The 22538-nt window shown below is 39.5% G+C and carries 28 protein-coding genes; 21 read left to right on the top strand and 7 right to left on the bottom strand.

What is annotated here, in order from left to right:
- Positions 1–123 precede the first annotated feature (123 nt).
- The gene (locus tag ABE613_RS11450) at positions 124–1758 is read right to left on the bottom strand and encodes an ABC-F family ATP-binding cassette domain-containing protein (RefSeq protein WP_235233455.1); all 1635 of its coding nucleotides are present in this window, start codon (positions 1756–1758) and stop codon (positions 124–126) included.
- 153 nt (positions 1759–1911) lie between these two features.
- Here ABE613_RS11450 and ABE613_RS11445 point away from each other — a divergent pair, with 153 nt between their 5' ends.
- From ABE613_RS11445 to ABE613_RS11435, 3 genes are read left to right on the top strand one after another with little or no spacing between them, the layout of a single operon-like run.
- The gene (locus ABE613_RS11445; protein WP_347376428.1) at positions 1912–2769 is read left to right on the top strand and encodes a patatin-like phospholipase family protein; all 858 of its coding nucleotides are present in this window, start codon (positions 1912–1914) and stop codon (positions 2767–2769) included.
- 14 nt (positions 2770–2783) lie between these two features.
- Positions 2784–3188, top strand: a complete 405-nt coding sequence (locus tag ABE613_RS11440; protein WP_235233457.1) for a secondary thiamine-phosphate synthase enzyme YjbQ — start codon at positions 2784–2786, stop codon at positions 3186–3188.
- 4 nt (positions 3189–3192) lie between these two features.
- Positions 3193–4185: a GNAT family N-acetyltransferase gene (locus ABE613_RS11435; RefSeq protein WP_347376427.1), complete on the top strand. Its 993-nt coding sequence runs from the start codon at positions 3193–3195 to the stop codon at positions 4183–4185.
- A 7-nt stretch (positions 4186–4192) separates the two neighbouring features.
- On the opposite strand, the gene ABE613_RS11430 is transcribed toward ABE613_RS11435, so the two are convergent.
- A complete protein-coding gene (locus tag ABE613_RS11430) occupies positions 4193–4837 on the bottom strand; it encodes a GntR family transcriptional regulator (RefSeq protein WP_347376426.1) in 645 nt (214 codons plus the stop codon).
- Positions 4838–5185: 348 nt separating this feature from the next.
- Here ABE613_RS11430 and garR point away from each other — a divergent pair, with 348 nt between their 5' ends.
- From garR to ABE613_RS11400, 6 genes are all read left to right on the top strand, one after another.
- Positions 5186–6073: a 2-hydroxy-3-oxopropionate reductase gene (gene garR / locus ABE613_RS11425; RefSeq protein WP_235233462.1), complete on the top strand. Its 888-nt coding sequence runs from the start codon at positions 5186–5188 to the stop codon at positions 6071–6073.
- 14 nt (positions 6074–6087) lie between these two features.
- Entirely contained in the window at positions 6088–7512 is a 1425-nt protein-coding gene (locus ABE613_RS11420) for a four-carbon acid sugar kinase family protein (RefSeq protein WP_347376425.1), read from the top strand.
- 152 nt (positions 7513–7664) lie between these two features.
- A complete protein-coding gene (locus tag ABE613_RS11415; RefSeq protein ID WP_347376424.1) occupies positions 7665–8969 on the top strand; it encodes a four-carbon acid sugar kinase family protein in 1305 nt (434 codons plus the stop codon).
- Positions 8970–9003: 34 nt separating this feature from the next.
- Entirely contained in the window at positions 9004–10002 is a 999-nt protein-coding gene (pdxA, locus tag ABE613_RS11410; protein ID WP_235233467.1) for a 4-hydroxythreonine-4-phosphate dehydrogenase PdxA, read from the top strand.
- A gap of 27 nt (positions 10003–10029) precedes the next feature.
- Positions 10030–11442 (top strand): GntP family permease, encoded by a 1413-nt coding sequence (locus ABE613_RS11405; RefSeq protein ID WP_347376423.1) that lies wholly within the window; start codon positions 10030–10032, stop codon positions 11440–11442.
- A gap of 84 nt (positions 11443–11526) precedes the next feature.
- Positions 11527–12276: a DeoR/GlpR family DNA-binding transcription regulator gene (locus tag ABE613_RS11400; protein ID WP_235233469.1), complete on the top strand. Its 750-nt coding sequence runs from the start codon at positions 11527–11529 to the stop codon at positions 12274–12276.
- A 51-nt stretch (positions 12277–12327) separates the two neighbouring features.
- Here the strand turns inward: ABE613_RS11400 and truA are convergent, their stop codons facing one another.
- Positions 12328–13065 (bottom strand): tRNA pseudouridine(38-40) synthase TruA, encoded by a 738-nt coding sequence (truA, locus tag ABE613_RS11395; RefSeq protein ID WP_347376422.1) that lies wholly within the window; start codon positions 13063–13065, stop codon positions 12328–12330.
- Between the two features lie 122 nt (positions 13066–13187).
- Here truA and ABE613_RS11390 point away from each other — a divergent pair, with 122 nt between their 5' ends.
- Complete coding sequence (locus ABE613_RS11390) at positions 13188–13664, top strand: acyl-CoA thioesterase (protein WP_235233471.1); 477 nt, start codon at positions 13188–13190, stop codon at positions 13662–13664.
- Positions 13665–13686: 22 nt separating this feature from the next.
- Here the strand turns inward: ABE613_RS11390 and ABE613_RS11385 are convergent, their stop codons facing one another.
- On the bottom strand, positions 13687–13968 hold the full coding sequence (locus tag ABE613_RS11385; protein WP_235233473.1) for a hypothetical protein: 282 nt from the start codon (positions 13966–13968) through the stop codon (positions 13687–13689).
- Positions 13961–14428 (bottom strand): hypothetical protein, encoded by a 468-nt coding sequence (locus ABE613_RS11380; protein ID WP_235233475.1) that lies wholly within the window; start codon positions 14426–14428, stop codon positions 13961–13963. Before ABE613_RS11380 ends, ABE613_RS11385 begins: the two co-directional genes overlap by 8 nt.
- Before the next feature lie 133 nt (positions 14429–14561).
- Here ABE613_RS11380 and ABE613_RS11375 point away from each other — a divergent pair, with 133 nt between their 5' ends.
- Positions 14562–14714 carry a hypothetical protein gene (locus ABE613_RS11375; RefSeq protein ID WP_235233477.1) on the top strand — a complete coding sequence of 51 codons (153 nt, stop codon included), beginning with the start codon at positions 14562–14564 and terminating at the stop codon, positions 14712–14714.
- A gap of 27 nt (positions 14715–14741) precedes the next feature.
- On the opposite strand, the gene ABE613_RS11370 is transcribed toward ABE613_RS11375, so the two are convergent.
- Together ABE613_RS11370 and ABE613_RS11365 are read right to left on the bottom strand one after the other, a co-directional pair.
- Positions 14742–15008: a chorion class high-cysteine HCB protein 13 gene (locus ABE613_RS11370; protein ID WP_347376421.1), complete on the bottom strand. Its 267-nt coding sequence runs from the start codon at positions 15006–15008 to the stop codon at positions 14742–14744.
- 70 nt (positions 15009–15078) lie between these two features.
- Positions 15079–15714, bottom strand: coding sequence for a DnaJ domain-containing protein (locus tag ABE613_RS11365; protein WP_347376420.1), 636 nt, complete (start codon positions 15712–15714; stop codon positions 15079–15081).
- 169 nt (positions 15715–15883) lie between these two features.
- On the opposite strand from ABE613_RS11365, the gene ABE613_RS11360 reads away from it, so the two are divergent.
- From ABE613_RS11360 to ylqF, 10 genes are all read left to right on the top strand, one after another.
- Positions 15884–16774 (top strand): S8 family peptidase, encoded by an 891-nt coding sequence (locus tag ABE613_RS11360; protein ID WP_347376419.1) that lies wholly within the window; start codon positions 15884–15886, stop codon positions 16772–16774.
- Positions 16775–16836: 62 nt separating this feature from the next.
- On the top strand, positions 16837–17202 hold the full coding sequence (gene ylxM, locus ABE613_RS11355; RefSeq protein WP_235233529.1) for a YlxM family DNA-binding protein: 366 nt from the start codon (positions 16837–16839) through the stop codon (positions 17200–17202).
- Position 17203: 1 nt separating this feature from the next.
- Positions 17204–18562 carry a signal recognition particle protein gene (gene ffh, locus ABE613_RS11350; protein WP_235233484.1) on the top strand — a complete coding sequence of 453 codons (1359 nt, stop codon included), beginning with the start codon at positions 17204–17206 and terminating at the stop codon, positions 18560–18562.
- Between the two features lie 69 nt (positions 18563–18631).
- Positions 18632–18877, top strand: coding sequence for a 30S ribosomal protein S16 (gene rpsP / locus ABE613_RS11345; RefSeq protein WP_235233486.1), 246 nt, complete (start codon positions 18632–18634; stop codon positions 18875–18877).
- Between the two features lie 23 nt (positions 18878–18900).
- Positions 18901–19131: a KH domain-containing protein gene (locus ABE613_RS11340; protein WP_235233488.1), complete on the top strand. Its 231-nt coding sequence runs from the start codon at positions 18901–18903 to the stop codon at positions 19129–19131.
- 83 nt (positions 19132–19214) lie between these two features.
- Positions 19215–19721 carry a ribosome maturation factor RimM gene (rimM, locus tag ABE613_RS11335; protein ID WP_347376418.1) on the top strand — a complete coding sequence of 169 codons (507 nt, stop codon included), beginning with the start codon at positions 19215–19217 and terminating at the stop codon, positions 19719–19721.
- Between the two features lie 13 nt (positions 19722–19734).
- Positions 19735–20487 carry a tRNA (guanosine(37)-N1)-methyltransferase TrmD gene (gene trmD / locus ABE613_RS11330; RefSeq protein WP_235233492.1) on the top strand — a complete coding sequence of 251 codons (753 nt, stop codon included), beginning with the start codon at positions 19735–19737 and terminating at the stop codon, positions 20485–20487.
- Between the two features lie 129 nt (positions 20488–20616).
- The gene (gene rplS / locus ABE613_RS11325; protein ID WP_235233494.1) at positions 20617–20964 is read left to right on the top strand and encodes a 50S ribosomal protein L19; all 348 of its coding nucleotides are present in this window, start codon (positions 20617–20619) and stop codon (positions 20962–20964) included.
- Positions 20965–21028: 64 nt separating this feature from the next.
- A complete protein-coding gene (gene lepB, locus ABE613_RS11320; RefSeq protein WP_235233495.1) occupies positions 21029–21652 on the top strand; it encodes a signal peptidase I in 624 nt (207 codons plus the stop codon).
- A gap of 12 nt (positions 21653–21664) precedes the next feature.
- Positions 21665–22513, top strand: a complete 849-nt coding sequence (gene ylqF / locus ABE613_RS11315) for a ribosome biogenesis GTPase YlqF (RefSeq protein WP_347376417.1) — start codon at positions 21665–21667, stop codon at positions 22511–22513.
- The last annotated feature ends 25 nt before the right edge of the window (positions 22514–22538 follow it).

The following is a 22538-nucleotide window of genomic DNA, read 5'->3' as shown; positions in this document are numbered from 1 at the left end:
GAAATTGCAGTTCTTTTTTCTGTTATGGATTCTCAGCGAAGGATACCAGATACAGACCAACCGATCCAACTCCCTTGCGCCGTGCACTCCTCAATCACAAAATTTACTCATCTAAATTCCCACTTAATCATCTTCTTCTTGCTGTACACTGTAGGTCTGTCTCTTTCTTGCCATTTCATCATTTTCCAGATATTCGTCATAGGTGGTAATCTTGTCGATCAGTTTACCGCCGGGAACGATTTCCATAATACGATTGGCGGTCGTCTGTACGATCTGGTGGTCTCTGGAAGAGAAGAGGATGACACCAGGAAACTTGGTCATACCGTTGTTCAGTGCGGTGATAGACTCCATGTCAAGGTGGTTGGTTGGCTCGTCCAGAATCAGTACATTGGCTCCAGAGATCATCATTTTAGATAAGAGGCATCTTACCTTTTCACCACCAGAGAGTACATTGACTTTTTTCACTCCGTCATCACCAGAGAACAACATGCGTCCAAGGAAGCCGCGTACATAGGTTACGTCCTTTTCCTCGGAGTACTGGGTCAGCCATTCTACGATGGAGTAATCATTATCAAATTCACTTCCGCTGTCCAGTGGAAAATATGCCTGCGAGGTTGTAATTCCCCATTTGTAAGTTCCCTCATCCGGTTCCATTTCTCCGGCGAGAATCTGGAACAGTGTTGTCTTGGCGAGCTCGTTGCTTCCTACAAAAGCAACTTTGTCATCGTGATTCAGGGTAAAAGAGATGTTATCCAATACTTTTTCTCCATCGATTGTCTTGCTTAATCCTTCAACGGTAAGGACTTCGTTTCCAATCTCACGGTTCGGACGGAAGTCAATATAAGGATATTTGCGGCTGGATGGCTGAATATCGTCCAGCTGTATTTTCTCAAGGGCACGCTTTCTGGAGGTTGCCTGCTTGGATTTGGAAGCATTGGCACTGAACCTGGAGATGAATTCCTGAAGTTCTTTGATCTTTTCTTCTTTTTTCTTGTTGGCTTCCTTCATCTGACGGATCAGCAGCTGGCTGGATTCGTACCAGAAGTCGTAATTACCAGCATAGAGCTTGATCTTGCCATAGTCTATATCCGCAATCTGGGTACAGACTTTATTCAGAAAATATCGGTCATGAGATACAACGATAACTGTATTATCAAAGTTGATCAGAAATTCTTCCAGCCATGCGATGGCATCCAGATCCAAATGGTTGGTTGGCTCGTCCAGAAGAAGAATATCTGGGTTGCCGAACAATGCCTGCGCAAGAAGCACTTTAACTTTTTCCGGACCATTTAAGTTTTTCATCAATTCGTAATGCATCTCAGTTGGAATTCCAAGTCCGTTTAATAAAGTTGCAGCATCAGATTCTGCTTCCCAGCCATTCATAGCGGCAAATTCAGCTTCTAATTCACTGGCTTTGATTCCATCTTCATCGGTAAAATCTTCTTTTGCGTAAATGACTTCTTTTTCTTTCATGATTTCATAAAGTCTTGCATTTCCCATCATGACAGTGTCTAGGACAGGATATTCATCGTATTTAAAATGATCTTGCTGAAGGAAAGAGAGACGTTCTCCTGGAGTGATGATAACTTCTCCCTTAGTTGGTTCCAGCTGTCCGGAAAGAATTTTGAGAAAAGTAGATTTTCCTGCACCGTTGGCACCAATCAATCCATAACAGTTTCCTTCCGTGAACTTAATATTTACATCTTCAAATAAGGCTTTTTTACCAACACGTAATGTTACATTGCTTGTACTGATCATAGTATCTGCTCCTTATGATTTCAATATCGTTAATAATTACATACATTGCCTATATTAACAAATATAACAGGAAATAGCAAGTTCAGAAAAATTTCAGTTTTCCTGCTTGAAAAATAGGTATATAATAGCAGATAAGAAAGTGGGGTATAGATTATGGTAAAAGCAACAATGGTACTTGAAGGAGGAGCGACCAGAGGGGTATTTACGTCTGGTGTTCTGGATTATCTGATGGAACAGGAACTGTATGTATCTCATGTGATCGGAGTATCTGCCGGATCATGCAATGCGGTGGATTATGTCTCCAGACAGATTGGAAGAACCAGAGACTGTATGATACACAAAGAGAAAGAGTATAGTTATTATTATGGCTTTCGAAAGTTCATAAAGGAAAAAAGTCTTATGAATATGGATATGATCTTTGACAAATATCCGAATGAAATATTTCCATTCGATTTTGAGACTTATTTTGCTTCAGATATAAGATGTGAAATTGTGACGACGAACTGTGATACTGGGCAGGCGGAATATATGACAGAAGAAAAAGACGGCGATCGTCTGATGAAGATCTGCCGGGCATCCAGCAGTATGCCACTGGTTTCTCCAATTGTGAATGTGGATGGAAGCCCTTATCTGGATGGTGGGCTGGCAGATTCTGTCCCGGTAAAAAGAGCAATGGAACTGAAAAATGAAAAAATCATTCTGATTCTGACCAGGAATCCTGGATATCGGAAGAAACCTGTCTCAAAAGGTATGGCTGATCTTTATCGGAGAGCTTACAAATCTTATCCAAATCTTGTACGGACAACGATCCGGCGTAATAGTGAATACAATAAGCAGATGAAGCTGGTAGAACAGCTGGAGAGAGAAGGAAAGATATTTGTGCTGAGACCTCTGATTCCGACGGTATCAAGATTAGAAAAAGATTATGATACTTTGATGCATTTCTATGAGCATGGATATCGTTTAATGAAGAAGGAATATCAGGCGTTAAAAGAATATTTGGAAGGGTAAAAGGAGGATGAAATATGCATTTATACGAACATCACATTTCAACGAAAAAAGCGCAGCAGATGTCAAAGATAACAAATATGATTCGGGAAGATATTGAAAAAAGTGGTGTTTCCGATGGAATCGTAGTCGTCTATTCACCTCACACTACAGCTGGATTTACCATTAATGAGAATGCAGATCCGGACGTGGTGCATGATATGTTGTGTGGATTTGAGGAAGCATTTCCGACAAAGACAGGATATTATCAACATATGGAGGGAAATTCCCATGCGCATATTAAAACTACCTGTGTCGGTCCTTCTCAGACATTGATTTTGAATCAAGGTGAGCTGATTCTGGGGATATGGCAGGATGTTTATTTTTGTGAATTTGATGGCCCTCGTAATCGTAGATTTTATGTAAAGATTATAGAGGGATAGAGTCATGGATAACAGAACCTTACTGGAGTTTATGGCTGTCGCTGAAAAATTAAAGTGTCAGGTCAGACATTCCTGGACTTCTACAGGAAGAAGAGAAAGTGTGGCAGAGCATACTTATCGTCTGTGTGTATTTGCATGGCTTGTAAGAAGAGAATTCCCAGAATGTGATATGGATAGAGTAATGGAGATGTGCTTGTTCCATGATCTTGGTGAAGCAGTGCATGGAGATGTGCCTTGTTTCTTGAAAAATGCACAGGACAATGAAAAAGAAGCAGATGTTATAGAGCAGATTGCGTCAATACTTCCGGAAAAAGAACGAGAAGAATTGAAAGAATTATTCTCTGAATTAGAGGATAACCACACGCAAGAGGCTAAGATTGTTCATGCGCTGGATAAGATGGAGGCTTTGATTCAGCATAATGAAGCTTCTATAGATACTTGGCTTTTGCTGGAGTATGATCTTCAGATGACATATGGTCAGGATCAGGTAAAGTTTTCCCCTTATCTTCAGGCTTTAAGAAAAATGATAGAACGGGATTCTGTCGATAAGATCTCTAAAGCAGAAAAAAATACAAAGCAAATTGAAAGCAGAAATTCTGATGGATTTTATATCAGTAAAGATCCTGAGAAAATAGATAAACGAAGAGTGGTCGAATTGCTCCATCAATCAGAATGGGCAAAAGAGCGTCCTGAGTCTATGATATTTAAAGCAATGGAGAATTCTGTATCTTATGGGGTTTTTGATAAGTATGATTTTATGGTAGGATATGCCAGAATCATCACAGATCATGTCACTACATTTTATCTGATGGATGTTATTATAGATGAAAAGTACAGGCATCAGGGGTTAGGGACCATACTTATGGATGCAATTATGGCAGATGTAGGAGATCTGTGGGGAATCTTGCATACAGAAGATGCACAGGAATTCTATGCCCGGTATGGATTCAAGATAAAAGGATTCGGACTGGATCAGGTTATGGAGAAGGAGCGATAGTCCTTCTCTATAGATCCTCCAGATTGATTTCGCGTGGTGTCTCCATGTGCTGTAATGTTACTTCGTAAATGTGTTTTTCATCTCCGTCTTCCATTGTGTGTAAAATGGCAAGATGTTCATCATAGGTAGTTTTCATACGCCCTTTGTGAGCAAGAGAAAGGGCTGCGAGTTTTTGCATACGGTACATAAAAGTATCAAAAATAGAAGAAAACTGTTCATTTTCAACATAGGATATGATTTTCGTATGGAATTGGAAATCATATTCAGAAAAATCTTCAATCGACTGTGTTGTATCTAAAATTTCTTTCATATTTTCCATAATAAAATGTAATTCTTTGAATAATTTTTTTGCCTTTTTATTATCTGCATCCCGGGCAATCTGAAAAGTGCAGTAACATTCCAATGCAGAGCGGACCTGGAAAGTTTCATATACATCCTTGCGGCTTAACTGATGAAGTGTAAATCCTTTACTTGGAATGATATCAATGTATCCTTCCTGAGCAAGGCGATGAATTGCATCTCGAAATGGAGTGCGTGATATACCTAATTCCTTCGAAAGTTTTGTTTCAGAATAGATTTCCTGGTAGGAAAGCTGATTGGTTGTAATCATATTACGTAAATGCTGGTATGCTTGTTCATTTAATGGGATCATAGTAACTCCTTTATTTATTGATAAATATTTTTTTAACAAAAATAGCGAATGTAATCGTCTAAAACTATGTAAATATCATACAATAATCAAAAAAAGTGGTCAATAGTAGTGGGAAAATAGGGAAAAATATTATTGTATAAAAGTGTTAAATAGATAACGACAAAATATTAACAAAATGAGCAAAATGCACAAAATTGATTAGCTTAAACTGGCAAAAAAGGAGAAAAGGAAATAACATCTTGACCGGTATACCGGTATGTAGTAGAGTGAAGATAGAAACAGAAATAATGAACGGATTATTTCAAAATCAAACACAAATTAACAATGAAAGAGAAAGGAAGAAAGACAATGAAAGTAGGATTTATCGGACTTGGTATTATGGGAAGACCAATGGCAAAAAACTTGTTAAAAGCAGGTGTTGAATTGATGGTTTCTGATCTGAACAAAGAGGCTGTTGCAGATGTCGTAGCAGCAGGAGCTGTTGAGGCTGACTATGCTGAGATAGGTGAACAGTGTGAGAGAATCATCATTATGGTTCCAAGCGGAGCTATTTCAAAATCGATTTTATTTGGTGAAGGTGGAGTTGCATCTACAATCAAAGCTGGCAGTGTAGTGTGTGATATGAGTTCTGTTACACCGGTGGAATCTAAAGAATGTTATGAAGGATTAAAGGAAAAAGGAGTTGGCTTTGTGGATGCGCCTGTGTCTGGAGGAGAACCTGGAGCAGTTGCTGGAACTTTAGCAATTATGGCTGGCGGAGATCAGAAAGATTTTGATGCATTTAAAGAATATTTTGATATCTTGGGTTCCTCTGCATTATTAATCGGAGAATCAGGAAGCGGCAGTGTTACAAAGCTTGCAAATCAGGTTATTGTAAACAATACGATTGCAGTTGTATCAGAAGCATTTGTTCTTGCAACGAAGGCTGGCGCAGACCCTCAGAAAGTATATGAAGCAATTCGCGGAGGTCTTGCAGGAAGTGCAGTTCTGGATGCAAAGATTCCTATGATCATTGAACGTAATTTTAAACCAGGCGGACCAATCCGTATCAATCATAAAGACATCAAAAATGTTGTGAATACAGCACATTCTATAGATGTGCCTATTCCATATACAGCACAGTTATATGAAATCCTTCAGACACTGAAGATTCACGGACATATGAATGATGATCACGGCGGAATTGTACAGTATTTTGAGAAACTTGCTGGTGTTGAAGTGAAAAAAGTTGATTAAGGAGGTGTATAAACATGTCTATTAGTACAGAGGTCTTAACTTCTTACAAAAAAATTGATGAAACATATATCGACGGATTATTGAAAAAAGAAATTGACGAAAACAATAAAAAAATCGTAGTTTTGGATGATGATCCGACAGGTGTTCAGACGGTACATGATATCTCTGTATATACAAACTGGGATAAGGATAGTATTCGTCAGGGCTTTGAAGAAGAGAACAATCTGTTCTATGTTCTGACCAATTCCAGAGGATTTACAGTAGAGCAGACAACAAAAGCTCACAATGAGATTGCTGCTGTTGTAGACGAAGTGGCAAAAGAAACTGGAAAAGAATATATCTTCATCAGTCGAAGTGACAGTACTTTACGAGGACACTACCCATTAGAGACAGAGCTTCTGAAAAGTAATTATGAGAAAAATACAGGAAAGACGATTGATGGTGAGATCCTTTGTCCGTTTTTTAAAGAAGGCGGAAGATTTACGATTGAGAATGTTCATTATGTAAAATATGGCGAGGAGCTTGTCCCGGCGAATGAGACAGAATTTGCGAAGGATAAGACATTCGGATATTCAGCTGCAACTATGCCGGAGTATGTTGAAGAAAAGACAAAAGGAGCATATAAAGCTTCTGATGTAACTTGTATTTCTCTGGAAGATATTCACGATATGAATATCGACAAAATTGAGTCACAGTTAATGGAAGTTAAAGGTTTTAATAAAATCATCGTAAATGCGGTTGATTATGTGGATGTGAAGGTCTTCTGCGTAGCATTATATCGAGCAATGGCAAGAGGAAAAGTGTTTATGTTCCGTACAGCAGCGGCAATCGTAAAAGTTATGGGCGCTGTTACAGATCAGCCACTTCTTACCAGAGAGCAGATGGTAGTAAAAGAAACGACTAATGGTGGAATCGTTGTGGTTGGTTCCCATACGGATAAAACAACGAAGCAGGTAGAGGCGTTGAAAGAATTATCCGATATTGAATTTATTGAATTAGATGCGACACTGGTGAAAGACGATGCTGCATTTGAAGCTGAAGTACAGAGATGTCTGGATAAAGAAGAAGAATGTATGAAAGCAGGAAAGACTGTATGTTGTTATACGACACGTGCGTTGATTACCGCAGATACAGGAGATAAAGAAGATGAATTAAGACTTTCTGTAAAAATCTCTGATGCAGTGCAGTCATTGGTGGGCCGTTTGAGTATTACGCCAAGTTTCGTAATCGCAAAAGGTGGAATCACATCCAGTGATGTAGGAACAAAAGCACTTGCTGTTAAGAAAGCCAATGTTCTGGGACAGATTAAACCTGGAATTCCAGTATGGCAGACAGGGGAAGAAAGTAAATTCCCATTGACACCATATGTGATCTTTCCAGGGAATGTTGGGGAGATTTCAACCTTAAAAGAAGCGGTTGAAGTCTTAATGGATAAGTAGTTGTTGAAAACTAACAAAAATGAACAAATAATTTGTGCGATTAGACAAAGTATATTGATAAAAAATAGATTAAATTGACATAAATGAACATTTGAAGTACAATTAGAACATAAATGAACAAAAGTGGTGTGCTTTTGGAAAGGAGGCTGATTATGCCGCAGTGTGTTGTAATAGCAGATGATCTTACAGGAGCCAATGCCACCGGTGTACTTCTGAAGAAGATGAATTATAAAGCGTATACAGTCATGAATACTGAACGCATTGAGTTGTCAACTTTATCAGATTGTGATTGTGTGTTATATCCGACAGACAGCAGGGGCGTAGATGCACAGATTGCATACAACAGGGTACATAATGTGTGTGATTTGTTAAAAGATGATGATGTGAAGGTGTATTCGAAGAGGATTGACAGTACATTAAGAGGAAATCTCGGAAGTGAGACGGATGCTATGCTGGATTGTCTGGGAGATGATTATGTTGCAATTGTTGCACCTTGTTTTCCGTCTTCAGGCAGAATCGTAATCGGAGGATATATGCTGGTGAATGGCTTGCCACTGCATAAGACGGACATTGCCATTGATCCGAAGACTCCGGTAAAGATATCGGAAGCGGCGGTTCTTTTTGAGCAGCAGAGTAAGTACAAGGTTTCTTCTATCCTGTTAAAAGATCTGATGCATGGTAAGCATTATCTGGCAGATCTGATGAATCAGTATGTTGCTGGTGGAAGCCGGATTTTGGTATTGGATTGTGTGACGCAGGAAGATCTGGATCTGATCGCGGACGCAGTTATTACCAGTAAATTAAAAGTTGTGGCAGTGGATCCGGGAGTATTTACGGCTACACTTTCCAGGAAGTTGATCGTACCGACAGAGAAGAAAGAGAAGAATAAGATTCTGGCTGTGGTAGGAAGTGTGAATCCGAATACGACAGCACAGATGGAAGAATTGTGGCTGTCACAGAGAACATATAATGTCTTTGTGAATACAAAAGCACTGATTGGTACGGAGACGCAGAAGGAAGAAGAGATCTCACGTGTAGTAAAAGAGATTCTGGAGGCATGTGAGCGCAATGTGGTCTGTACAGTAACTGGTGATGGGATATACCCGGAAAATCGAATTGATTTTAAACCATATATGGAACTGTATCAATGTTCTCTGGATACAGTGACGGGAATGATCAATCATGCATTTGCAGAAATCACATATCGTATTTTTAAGGAAGAACCTACATTTAAAGGTCTATATACCAGTGGAGGAGATGTGACAGTCGCTGTATGCCAGAGATTTAAGACTGCCGGGCTGTGCCTGTTAGACGAAGTCCTGCCTCTTGCTGCTTACGGACAGTTTTTGAAAGGCGAGTTTGAAGGTGTCCACATTATCACCAAAGGTGGAAGCCAGGGTGGGCGGAATGCAATTAATCAGTGTATTACATATCTGAAAGAAAAACTATATATTTAAAATCTAAAATTTATCAATGAAAGGATGAGAAATTATGGGAAAATCACTAATCGCAGTACCAATTGGAGATCCGGCTGGAGTTGGACCGGAGATTGTTGCAAAGTCTATTGCTTCTAAAGAGGTATTTGACGCAGCAAATTGTATCATTGTCGGAGATAAGACAATCATGGAAAATGCCATTCAAATTGTTGGAGCTGATCTTACAATTCATGAGATCAATGAGCCGGAAGAAGGGGATTTTCGTGAAGGAATCTTGAATCTGATTAATCTAGGCAATGTTGACATGGCCAAATTTGAGTTTGGCAAGGTCAATGGAATGTGCGGTAAAGCTGCATATGAATATATTGCAAAAAGTATTGAGCTTGCGAATAATGGCAAGGTTGATGCTGTTGCGACGACACCGATCAATAAAGAGTCTTTACGTGCAGGAGGAATCAATTATATTGGACATACAGAGATCTTTGGTGCCCTTACCAATACAGAAGATCCTCTGACAATGTTCGAGACGAATGGAATGAGAGTGTTCTTCCTGACAAGACATGTATCCTTAAGAGAGATGTTGGATATGATCACCAAAGACCGAATTAAGGATTATGTGAAACGATGTATGGAAGCTCTGAAGAAGCTCGGTGTAACAGATGGAACGATGGCGATTGCCGGACTGAATCCGCACAGTGGAGAGCACGGGTTGTTTGGCTGGGAAGAGGTGAATGAGATTACACCGGCGATCGAGGAGTTACAGGCAGAAGGATATAACGTGGTGGGTCCGATTGGAGCAGATTCTGTATTCCATCAGGCTGCGCAGGGACGTTACAACAGTGTATTATCTCTGTATCATGATCAGGGACATATTGCAACAAAGACACTTGATTTCGAAAAGACGATTGCAATTACTAATGGAATGCCTATTCTCCGTACATCTGTTGATCACGGCACTGCATTTGATATTGCAGGAAAAGGAATCGTAAGCGCCGTCAGCATGATCGAAGCTATTTTGTTGGCAGCAAAATACGCACCTAACTTTACAAAATAATATTGAGAAAGGAAGAGGAGTTCTATTATGGTAAACGGACTTAGTGGGGAAAGAATGTTAATTGGTCTGGCAATTGGTATTGCTGTCCTGATATTCTTGGTATTGAAGACAAAAGTACAGGCATTTCTTGCATTGATCATCTGTACGATTATTGTTGGTGTAGTAGGTGGAATGCCACTTGCAAACACAACGATTGAGGTAGATGGTGTCCAGAAGACATTCGGTATCATTAACTCAATTACATCTGGTTTTGGAGGAACACTTGGAAGTATTGGTATCATCATCGGTTTCGGTGTTATGATGGGGCAGATTTTTGAAGTGACAGGAGCAGCAAAGAGAATGGCGCATACATTCTTAAAGTTGTTTGGTAAGAAGAGAGAAGAAGAGGCGCTGGCTTTAACAGGTTTCCTTGTATCTATTCCGATTTTCTGTGATTCTGGTTTCGTAGTACTTGCACCTATCGCAAAAGCTATTTCAAAAGCAACAAAGAAGTCTGTAATCGGCCTTGGTGTTGCACTTGCAGCAGGTCTGGTTATTACACACTCTTTAGTTCCGCCTACACCAGGTCCACTTGGAGTCTGCGGTATCTTTGGCGTAGATGTTGGAAAATTCATTCTGCTGACGATTGTTCTTGCTTTGCCAATGGCAATTGCATGTATAGCTTATGCAAGATTATTCTTGTCTAAGAAATATTATCGCGTTGTCAATGATGAAGGTGAGATCGTTGAAGCAGAATATCGTGAACCTGATTATGAAGCAGCATTTGCAATGGATATGTCTGGTGTTCCTGGAACATTTGAATCATTCCTTCCTTTGATTGCACCGATTATCTTAATCCTTATCAATACAGTGGCATCTGCATTAGGTAAGACTACTGGTATTATGGAAATCCTGATTTTCTTAGGACAGCCTATCGTGGCAGTTGGAATCGGTCTGTTACTTGCAATCTTTACATTGGGAAGAAAATTAGACAGACATACATGTGTTTCAGAGATGGAAAAAGGTATGATGTCCGCTGGTATTATTATGTTGGTAACTGGCGGTGGCGGTGCACTGGGACAGATTATCAAGGATTCTGGTCTTGGTAACTTTATGGCAGAAGGACTTGCTCAGACAGCAATTCCAATTATTATTCTTCCATTATTGATTTCTACAGCGATGAGATTCATCCAGGGATCCGGTACAGTTGCTATGACAACGGCAGCAAGTATCTCCGCACCAATTATCATTGCATCTGGTGTAAATCCTATACTCGGAGCAGTTGCATGTTGTGAAGGTTCACTGTTCTTTGGATACTTTAATGATAGTTATTTCTGGGTTGTTAACAGAACTCTTGGAGTAAGTGAAGCGAAAGACCAGTTGACGATTTGGTCTGTAACATCTACGGTTGCATGGGCAGTCGGTGTTGTGGAAGTATTGGTATTGAGTATTTTTATGTAATGAGCTAAAATAAATGCAGTGGGACGAATGTTTCCACTGCATTTTTAGTCTATATTAACATAAAAGTCAGGGAGGAGAAGTCAGATGCTGGCAGCAGAGAGACAATCCATAATTGTAGAACTTATACATGAGAATGGAAGTGTCCAGGTGGAAGAACTGGCACTGCAGTTAAACGTGAGTCCTATGACGATTCGACGGGATCTTATGAAGCTTCAGGAAGATAATAAGGTGGAAAGGTGTCACGGCGGAGCAGTTGCAAAACAGGAAGTGACTTATGCAGATAAACAGACCAGCCACAAAGAAGAGAAAAAGAAGATTGCAAGAACCTGCCTTTCATTTGTGAAAGAAGGTGATACGGTGTTTCTGGATGCGGGCACGACTACTTATGAAATTGCCAGGTTAATTAAGGATATCCCGGGAATTATGATTGTCACCAATGATTTGGAGATTGCGCAATTGTTAAAAAGCAGCGATGCAGAACTATTTATTTGTGGTGGAAATATTCAGAAGTCAACAGGCAGTATGTTTGGCAGATATGCTACGGATATGTTGGCAGATTTTAAATTTGATGTCGGATTCTTTGGAGCGGCGTCTATCAATGCATCATTTGAAGTAACAACCCCTACAATGGAGAAAATGTGGTTGAAGAGGGAAACTCCAAAACAATGTGAAAAATCCTATCTCGTGGTAGATCAGTCAAAATTTGACCGTCAGGCGATGGCAAAGATTAATGATTTAGGGGATTATACGGGAGTTGTTACGGATAAAAAGTTTGACTTAAGAGAAAGAAAAAGGCTGGATGATTTGGGAGCAATTATTGTTGAAGTGGAATGAATATAATTAATGAAGGAGAAGATACTCAAAAGTATCCTCTCCTTTATCAATTTAATAGGTAATTTCCTGAAGATACAGACCTTTTGGATCGCAAGGTGCACTTGGATTCTGGATTCCGGCAAAGATATCTTCTATGTCTTCTTTCATACGATTGCCAAGGCCGATATCCAGCAATGTCCCGATAAGCAGACGTGCCATATTATGGAGGAAATCGTCTGCATGAATCAGGATCTGCATCTCTTCGGTGTCTCCATAAACTTCGATTTCGTAGATCTCTCGCACTGTGGATTTTGATTTTTTTGCGGAAGAGAAATTTTTGAAATCATGTTTACCGATTAAAAGCATTGCTGCCTGCTGCATCAATTTTTTGTCTGGAATCTTATAACAGTGATAGATATATTTGCGATCGAACACGCTTGGAACATCATCAATAGTCATACGATATACATAAGTTTTGGAAGTAGCATTAAGTTGTGCATGGAATCGCTCGGGCATTTCCTCAACATCGATGATGGCAATATCCATTGGAAGGTAACGGTTCAGATAATGTTTGATATCCTGAACATCCATTTCGGAATCTATTTTGAAGTTCGCAATCTGGGCATAGGCGTGTACTCCGACTTCTGTACGGCAACCGCAGTTTAATTCAATAGTATATTCATCTGTCATTCGTTTTAAAACTTCTATAATTTTATTAGAAATAGTATTGTTGGATTCATCTTTTCCGAGGCGTGTCCATCCCTGATAACGGCTTCCGTCGTATTCTATCGTTAATTTTATATTCCTCATATTGTTATTCTCCCTTAAATTGTCATAAACTATTTTTAGTATATCAAATCTTATGCTATAATAAAAGAGCTTGTCAAGAAAAGAAGTGAAAGATGGCAGAAAATGTAAAGGGAGAATTGCGTATGAGTATAGAGAGTCGAAAGGTATCTGAATCCATGGTTCAGACAGTCCATATGGTTAGACCGAATCATTTAAATGCAGCAGGCCGCCTTTTTGGAGGAATATTAATGCAGTGGATTGATGAGATTGCGGGATTGGTGGCAAAGCGTCATGCACACATGAATGTGATTACTGCATCCGTGGATAATCTGAGGTTTTTAAAAGGTGCTTACCAGAAAGATGTCATTGTAATCAAAGGGAAAGTAACTTATGTAGGAAATACTTCCATGGAAGTGAAGGTAGATACTTATGTGGAAGATATTGATGGTGGGAGAACTCCGATTAATCATGCATTTTTTACTATGGTTGCACTGGATGAGAATGATAGACCGGCACCGGTTCCGAAATTGGAATTAGAGACGGAAGCTGATCGCGAGGATTGGGAAAAAGCTAAAAAACGGCGAGAGATAAGATTGATGAGAAAGGAAGAGGGATTTTAGGTAATTGGTTTTAACCAATTACCTAGATCCCTTTTTTCATATAAGAAGTCACCATTTTTAGCATATTTTCAATTTGTTCTTGTTCTTCTTTTGGCTTTCCTTCTTTTAGAACGGATATGATTAGTGAGACTTCATCGGCGGTAAAATGAATTCCTTTTTTGTTTGCATTTGTAATGAGGGCCAGCATAACTGGAGCCAGAGCTTTTCCGCTTTTTCCTTGTGTTTGTCGTGCTGCCGTTTTAATAAGCTCTAATTTAATTGGATCAATTGTGTTCATTGCTGGATTGTTTATCCATTCATTCATAGTTCGTTTCTCCTTTCTGATTGCCTGAATCAGGTGATTCTGTTTCGTTTTCAAACATTGTATTGTACATTTGGAACATTTGTTGTTGTTCTGGGGTCAGGATTCCTTTCATCATTTCCATAGGATTGAATTCTTCAGATCCAGAGGCTGAATCGCCCATTGTCTGTATACTTTGTATCATTTCCAGCATATTCATCATGCTTTCCATCTGTTCCATCATCTCTTTTTCACTGGGACTCATATAATCTTTGAGCTCTTCCAGTATTTTCAAAGAGGAGCGAGAAGGAAAACCATGAAAATGTTCCAATGTATAACGTAATTCCAGGAATTTGATGTAGCATGCAAGAAACCTTTGGGTGGAAGGTGGCGTGTATGGAATTATTAGTTTTAATGTGTATAAATAAGGTGGTGTAATCAGACTGTCAAAGGGTGTCATGAGTTTTGGGGGCTTGCGTTCCATACATTCCTCTCCTGGAAATAACGTTGTAAATATATATGTTCAGAGAATGGAATTTATGAAATGTGAGAAAACTAAATATGAAAAGATTCATATATTATATTGAAGACATATATCTGATATAGAAGGGAAAACAATGAGTAGAAAATTGATTATTGATGGGAATGCTGTTTATGAGATTGATGAAAAATGTATGTTGAAAAAGCGTCTGGATATTCCGGAGGATGAAATCAAAAAAGAGAATCGTAAAATGAAAGAATGTGAGAAAAAAAGAAAGAGGACGGAGTGATCTCCGCCCTCAGCTGCTCTAAGAAAATTAGCATCCACAGTCAAAATCGTCGTTGCATCCGCATCCGAAACCGCCACAGAAGATCAGAAGCAGGATAATCCAGATACAGCTGTCGTTACAGCCACATCCGCATCCGTTGCGTCCATTGCCAAAGCCGCCACAGCATACAAGAAGAATAATAATCCAGATACAGCTATTGTTGCCAAATCCAAATCCACATCCGCAGTCTCCTCTGTTTCTTCCAGAACCTGAATCGCAGCCACATCCACAATTTGTAGCACTTAAATCACTCATATTGAATCCTCCATTTATGATGTTTACAGTACATAATATGCAGTGGATTCCAATGTGTGAAAATGTAAAATCAATATTTTACCAAGCGTTTTACAGAATGCTGAAACTGATAATTTTTCTTTTGTAATTTTAATTTGTCGATTGCAGAGATACTTTCTTTGGCATAATCGTCATATAGGGTTAATAGATAAGCGATGGTATAATTGCGGTTTTGGAACCAGCGAAAAAGCAGCCAGTTCATGATGTCGGGATGCCAATATCTTTCCGGAATAGAAGCATTGCGAAGCAGAACAATATATTTTAGTGCCTGCATGGACAACTGAGCCAGTCGGCTGGAGTTGTCCTTTGATTTGAAAAGTGCGTCACTTTCTACAACAATGTCATACAGAGAATTGGCAGCTTTCCAATAAGTGACAAAGGTTGAAGAAGATTCCTCGTCTGTCTCTTCCATATTGTGTAGATCAAAAGTTTGCATAACTTTTTTGCTGCCGGAAATTTCTCGGTCATATTCTGCACGTTTTTCGGGATTGGACAGAACATGATATGCTTCTAAGATCTCTTGCATCTGTTCTGTGGTGTCAATCCCTTTTTTTATATTTACATCTGGATGATATTGCTTAGCCAGAGCAGTCTTGGCGGCAGTAATCTCATCTAAGGAAGCTTTCATAGAAACTCCCAATATATCATAATAGTTCTTGTCGTTCATTATATTCTCCCCTTAAAATCCCCTAATCATATACGTGAATATAGAATATATTTATCTTACGACAAATTATGAGAGAAATCAATTTGAATATTGAAAAAGTCTGGCAGGTCATGAGAAAGTATCGGATTGAGAATATAATGAATATTCTGATAAAAAAGGATATTTATATATGTATAAAGTAAAACAACGGATTCATTATTGGTGTCCTGAGATAATAAAAGAACATGTTGCTGGCCAGGGGGTAAGAGTGGCTGTATTAGATACAGGAATGGCTATTCATCCTGATTTTAAAGGAAGAGTTCTGGCATTTGAAGATTGTGTGAATCATAGATTAGAGATCTATGATGACAGTGGTCATGGAACGCATGTGGCAGGAATTCTTGCAGGTGATGGGAGAATGTCAAAAGGATATTATAGCGGGATAGCGCCAGAGGCAGAGCTCATAATTGTAAAAGTATTAGATGAAAAGGGAGAAGGAAGTATCATTCAGATTTTAGAAGGGCTACAATGGATCAGGAAGAACAAAGAGCGATATCAGATCAGGGTTGTCAATCTTTCGGTCGGTGCAAAAATAGATCTTGACGAGACAAAAGCAAAGGAATTAATGGGGGCGGTGGACCGATTGTGGGATATAGGGATTGCTGTGGTCGTATCAGCAGGTAATCATGGCCCTGGAGAAGGAACAATTGCAATTCCGGGAAATAGCAGAAAAGTCATTACAGTCGGTGTGATGAGCGAACCATTTATGAAACGAAATTGTTCGGGAATCGGTCCAACAAAGCAGTGTGTAGTGAAACCGGATCTTGTGGCGCCGGGATATCAAATAGTATCTTGTAATTATGCATACCCGAAAAGAAAAAATGCATATACAAGAAAAAGTGGAACATCAATGGCGACTCCGGTAGTAGCTGGAGCTGCGGCATTATACTTTTCTAAATATCCTGAAGCAGGAAATGTAGAATTGAAATTAAAGCTACATGATACTTGTGAACGACAGCCAAACGGCATAGTACAAGGATGGGGATGCATACGAATTGACCGGATTCTCGGGGAAAATTAGAAAAAAGTGATAAAAACAAAGGTGTCAAGAAAAAACACTTGACACCTATTGTGCTTTGGTGTATGATATCACAGGTGATAAATGTGAATGAGATTCTGGAACAAGCCTTATTATTTGATTTTTATGGAGAATTGCTGACGGATCATCAGAAAGAAATCTATGAGCAATTCGTGCTGGAAGATCTGTCACTTGGAGAGATTGCCAGAGAAGCTGGTATCAGCCGTCAAGGAGTTCATGATCTGATCAGACGTTGTAATCAGACTTTGAAGGGATATGAAGATAAGCTTCATCTGATTGAAAAATTTCTGGCTATCAAAGAAAAGGTAAAAAAGATAGACAATTTGCTGGATGATTATCATGAAGAGAATGCAGAAGAACTGATTGTCAGCATCCGCAGGATATCCGATGAGATTATAGAGGAGTTATAGTATGGCATTTGACAGTTTGACAGAAAAACTTCAAAACGTTTTTAAAAATCTGAGAAGTAAGGGACGTCTCACCGAAGATGATGTAAAAGAAGCTTTAAAGGAGATCAAGCGTGCTTTGCTTGCAGCAGATGTAAACTTCAAAGTAGTTAAAGATTTTATTAAAAGTGTTCAGGAAAGAGCAATCGGCCAGGATGTTATGAATGGTCTGAATCCTGGGCAGATGGTAATCAAGATCGTTAATGAAGAACTGGTCAAGCTGATGGGTTCAGAGACTACTGAGATCCAGCTGCAGCCGGGAAGTGCAATTACCGTCATTATGATGGCTGGTCTTCAGGGAGCAGGTAAGACCACGACTACTGCAAAACTGGCAGGAAAATATAAATTAAAAGGCAAAAAGCCACTGCTTGTAGCCTGTGATGTCTACAGGCCGGCAGCAATCAAGCAGTTACAGGTGAATGGTGAAAAGCAAGGTGTAGAAGTATTCGCCATGGGTGAGAATCATAAACCATCTAATATCGCCAAAGCTGCCATAGAACATGCTCAGAAAAACGGGAATAATATCGTGATTCTGGATACGGCCGGACGACTTCATATAGATGAAGATATGATGGCTGAATTACAGGAAATTAAAGAGACAGTTACCGTTCATCAGACAATTTTGGTTATTGATGCCATGACTGGTCAAGATGCAGTTAATGTGGCGAAAGACTTCAATGAGAAGATTGGTGTAGACGGTGTGATTGTTACGAAGCTGGATGGTGATACACGAGGCGGTGCAGCGTTGTCAGTAAAAGCAGTCACCGGAAAGCCAATTCTATATGTTGGTATGGGAGAAAAACTGTCAGATCTGGAACAGTTCTATCCGGACAGAATGGCTTCACGTATTCTGGGAATGGGAGATGTGCTTACTCTGATCGAGAAAGCGGAAGCAGAGATTGATGAAGAAAAAGCAAAGCAGATGACCCAGAAGCTGAAGAAAAATCAATTTGATTTTGAAGATTATCTGGAAAGTATTAAGCAGATGAAAAGCATGGGAGGTCTTGGAAGCGTCATGAGTATGATGCCTGGACTTGGCGCTCTTGGAGGAAAGGCTGGCAAGATGAAAGGCCTTGATGATGAGCAGACAGCACAGGCAGAAAAAAATATGGCAAGGATGGAAGCAATCATCTATTCTATGACACCGGAAGAAAGAAGAAATCCAGACATTCTGAACCCATCCAGAAAGCATCGGATTGCCAAAGGTGCAGGTGTTGACATCAGTGAAGTTAATCGTATGGTTAAGCAGTTTGGCGAGATGAAAAAGATGATGAAGATGATGGGAAAAGGCGGCAGAAAAGGCAAATTCCGTATGCCGTTCTAAACATGATATATCGCGTATATCGCGTTATATAGATATTAAATAATGAAAAAATTGTGGAGGTGAAATACAATGGCAGTAAAAATCAGATTAAGAAGAATGGGACAGAAAAAGGCTCCTTTCTATAGAATCATCGTAGCTGATTCTAAGTCTCCAAGAGACGGAAGATTCATTGATGAGATTGGTACTTATGATCCAAATTGTGATCCAAGTGCAATTACAGTTGATGAGGAAGCAGCTAAGAAATGGTTAAGTAACGGTGCACAGCCTACAGAAGCTGTAAGCAAGATTTTTAAAGCAGCAGGCATTGAAAAATAATTCTTGCCTTGGAGGTGCGCGTTATGAAAGAATTAGTGGAAGTAATTGCGAAAGCATTAGTTGACGATCCAGACAGTGTTGTTGTGAACGAGAGAGAAGAAAAAAAGACAACGATCCTGGAAGTACATGTGGCAGATTCTGATATGGGAAAGGTCATTGGAAAACAGGGACGTATTGCCAAAGCAATCCGTTCTGTCGTAAAAGCAGCGGCAGCCAAAGAAGACAAGAAGGTCATCGTTGATATTATGGATTAATATGAATGGGGAGAGCCCCTTTCATTCGGGGACAGGCGCGAGAGATTGTTGTCTGTCCCTGTTTATATCTTAAGGAGAATTATATGGAACAATTATTACAGGTAGGGGTAATTATTCAGACACATGGAGTCCGTGGAGAGGTTAAAGTATTTCCGACAACGGATGATGCCGCACGGTTTAAAAAGCTGAAGCATGTGATGTTAGATACAGGGAAAGAAACACTGCCTTTGGAAATTGAGAGTGTAAAGTTTTTTAAACAATTTGTGATCTTAAAATTTAAAGGCTTTGATAATATAAATGATATTGAAAGATATAAAAGATGTCCGCTTTTGATTGAGCGTGAGAATGCTGTTCCGCTTGAGGAAGGTGAATACTTTATTGCAGATATGATTGGCATGAAAGTAATCACCGACGAAGGGGAGAATTTTGGAATCCTTAAGGATGTTATGGAAACAGGAGCTAATGATGTGTATGTGATTGAACATCCTTCAGAAGGAGAAGTCCTGGTCCCGGCAATCAAGGAGTGCATTCTTGATGTGGACATAGAAAATAGACAGATGAAGATTCATGTGATGAATGGTCTGATTTAGAAGGAGAAAATGGATGCAGTTTTATATTATGACATTATTTCCAGAAATGGTAATGCAAGGACTGGATACCAGCATCATTGGTCGGGCAATGAATAAAGGATTGCTTTCGATAGAAGCTGTTAATATCCGAGATTATGCTTTCAATAAACATAATAGTGTCGATGATTATCCTTATGGTGGTGGAGCCGGGATGTTGATGCAGGCGGAGCCGGTATACCAGTGTTATCAGGCTGTAGAAGAGAAGATTGGGAAAAAGCCAAGAGTCATCTATCTCTCACCACAAGGGAAGACCTTTAACCAGAATATGGCAGAGGAATTTGCAAATGAAGAAGAGCTGGTCTTTCTCTGTGGACATTATGAAGGAATCGACGAGCGTGTGTTAGAGGAAATTGTGACGGATTACGTGTCCATTGGTGATTATGTGCTGACAGGAGGAGAACTTCCGGCTATGATCATGGTAGATGCAATTTCCAGACTTGTGCCAGGAGTGCTTCATAATGATGTATCCGCAGAGTTTGAAAGTTTTCAGGACAATCTGTTAGAATATCCCCAATATTCCCGCCCAGAAGTGTGGCATGATAAAAGAGTACCGGAAGTCTTGATGTCCGGACATCATGCGAACATTGAAAAATGGAGAAGGGAGCAATCCGTTATTCGAACTGCGAAGAATAGACCGGATCTGTTGGAAAAAGCTGAATTGACGGAAGCAGAACGCAGATTGGCGGATTCTCTGATGATTGAAATGGAAAGAATCAGATTAGAGTAAATAAAAGCAAAAAACCCTTGCGAAATAGGTATAAATATGATATTATATAGCGTGTTGTGAAGAAAAAAGATGGTCCTCTGGTACAATGAAGTATTAAGAACATCCAAGTAAATAAGGAGGTCACACATAATGAACGATATTATTAAGAACATTGAAGCAGAGCAGTTAAAAGATTCTGTTTCTGAATTCCACGTTGGAGATACTGTAAAAGTATATGGAAAAATCAAAGAAGGAAACCGTGAAAGAATTCAGGTTTTCGAAGGAACTGTCCTGAAGAAACAGGGTGGCGGAGCAAGAGCAACATTCACAGTTAGAAAGAATTCTAACGGAATCGGTGTTGAGAAGACATGGCCACTGCATTCACCAAATGTTGAAAAAGTTGAAGTAGTAAGAAGAGGTAAAGTAAGAAGAGCTAAACTTTACTACTTAAGAGATCGCGTTGGTAAGAAAGCAAAAGTAAGAGAATTAGTAAAATAAGAAACAGTGAGAAAAGGACAAGTACATATTGTATATTGTCCTTTTTGTGTTATAAGGGGAAACTATGAAGCGTAGACGAAAAAAACTTGGATTTGGACGGGTAAGGAAGAGAACAAAGCCGGTCAGAAAATCAAGAAAAAAGAAGTTCCGTATGAATCTGCATCAGTTGTCTATTGTTGGGAAATGGATTTTTAAAATTGCAGTAGTATGTCTTCTGGCCTTTGTAGCGGTGTGGTATTTTGGACAGCAGGTAAGTACAGTTGGAGATTCTATGAATCCAGTGTTGAGTAATGGAGATGTTGTATTGGTCAATCGGATAGTATATAATGCTACAACTCCAAAACGAGGAGATATCATTGTATTTAAACCAAAAGGAAATGAAAATGCCCACTACTATATTAAAAGAATTATTGGTCTTCCGGGCGAAACAGTTGAAATCATGGAGAACCATATTTATATTGATGGTGAAAAACTGGAAGAAGATTATGAAACTACCGATATTGATGATGTAGGAATTGTCAATGAGAAGATACAGCTTGACGGAGATGAGTATTTTGTGCTGGGAGATAATCGCAAGAGCAGTGAAGACAGCCGGAATGCAGATATCGGTAATGTAAAACGGGAGTATATATACGGGAAGGCATGGTTTGTCCTGTCACCTAAGAAAGATTTTGGATTTATCAGATAGAGGAGAAAAAGTATGCATTTTCAGTGGTATCCTGGTCATATGACGAAAGCAAAACGTATGATGCAGGAGAATATAAAATTAATTGATCTGGTCATTGAACTAGTGGATGCGAGATTACCAGTCAGTAGTCGAAATCCAGATATTGATGAACTGGGAAAGAATAAAGCGAGATTGATTCTTTTAAATAAAGCCGATCTTGCGGAAGAAAAATGGAATGATGCATGGGCAGAATATTTTCGAAAAAAGGGGTTTTCTGTAGTGAAAGTCAACTCCAAAAAAGGCGGTGGAATGAAATCTATCCATGGCGTGATTCAGGAAGCGTGTAAGGAGAAGATTGAAAGAGATCGAAAGAGAGGGATTCTAAACCGACCTGTTCGTGCAATGGTGGTTGGAATTCCAAATGTAGGGAAATCGACCTTTATCAATTCTCTGGCAGGAAAAGCATGTGCTAAGACTGGAAATAAACCAGGCGTTACAAAAGGGAAACAGTGGATACGGCTGAATAAACAGGTAGAACTTTTAGATACACCGGGAATTCTGTGGCCAAAGTTTGAAGACCAAAGTGTTGGTTTAAAACTGGCATTTATCGGATCTATTAAGGATGAAATCTTGAATACAGAGGAACTGGCGGCAGAGTTGATCGGATTCTTGAATGAATATTATCCGGGAATACTGGAAGAAAAGTATCATGTCGATTCGGCTGCAGATGTATATGTTATGCTTGGACAGATTGCAGAGAGCAGACATTGTCTGATAAGAGGAAATGAGTTAGATACTGAAAAGGCGGCAGTTTTGCTGCTGGATGATTTCCGAAATGGGAGGCTGGGGAGACTGACACTAGAATATCCGCAGGAAGTGTGATAGAATCTACTAGTGAACCAGAAAG

The organism is Dorea chungnamensis, from assembly GCF_039832125.1.
GTDB lineage: Bacteria > Bacillota > Clostridia > Lachnospirales > Lachnospiraceae > JAFBIX01.
The sequence above is the reverse complement of the archived record's forward strand: the minus strand, read 5'-3'. Positions and strand labels throughout refer to the sequence as shown.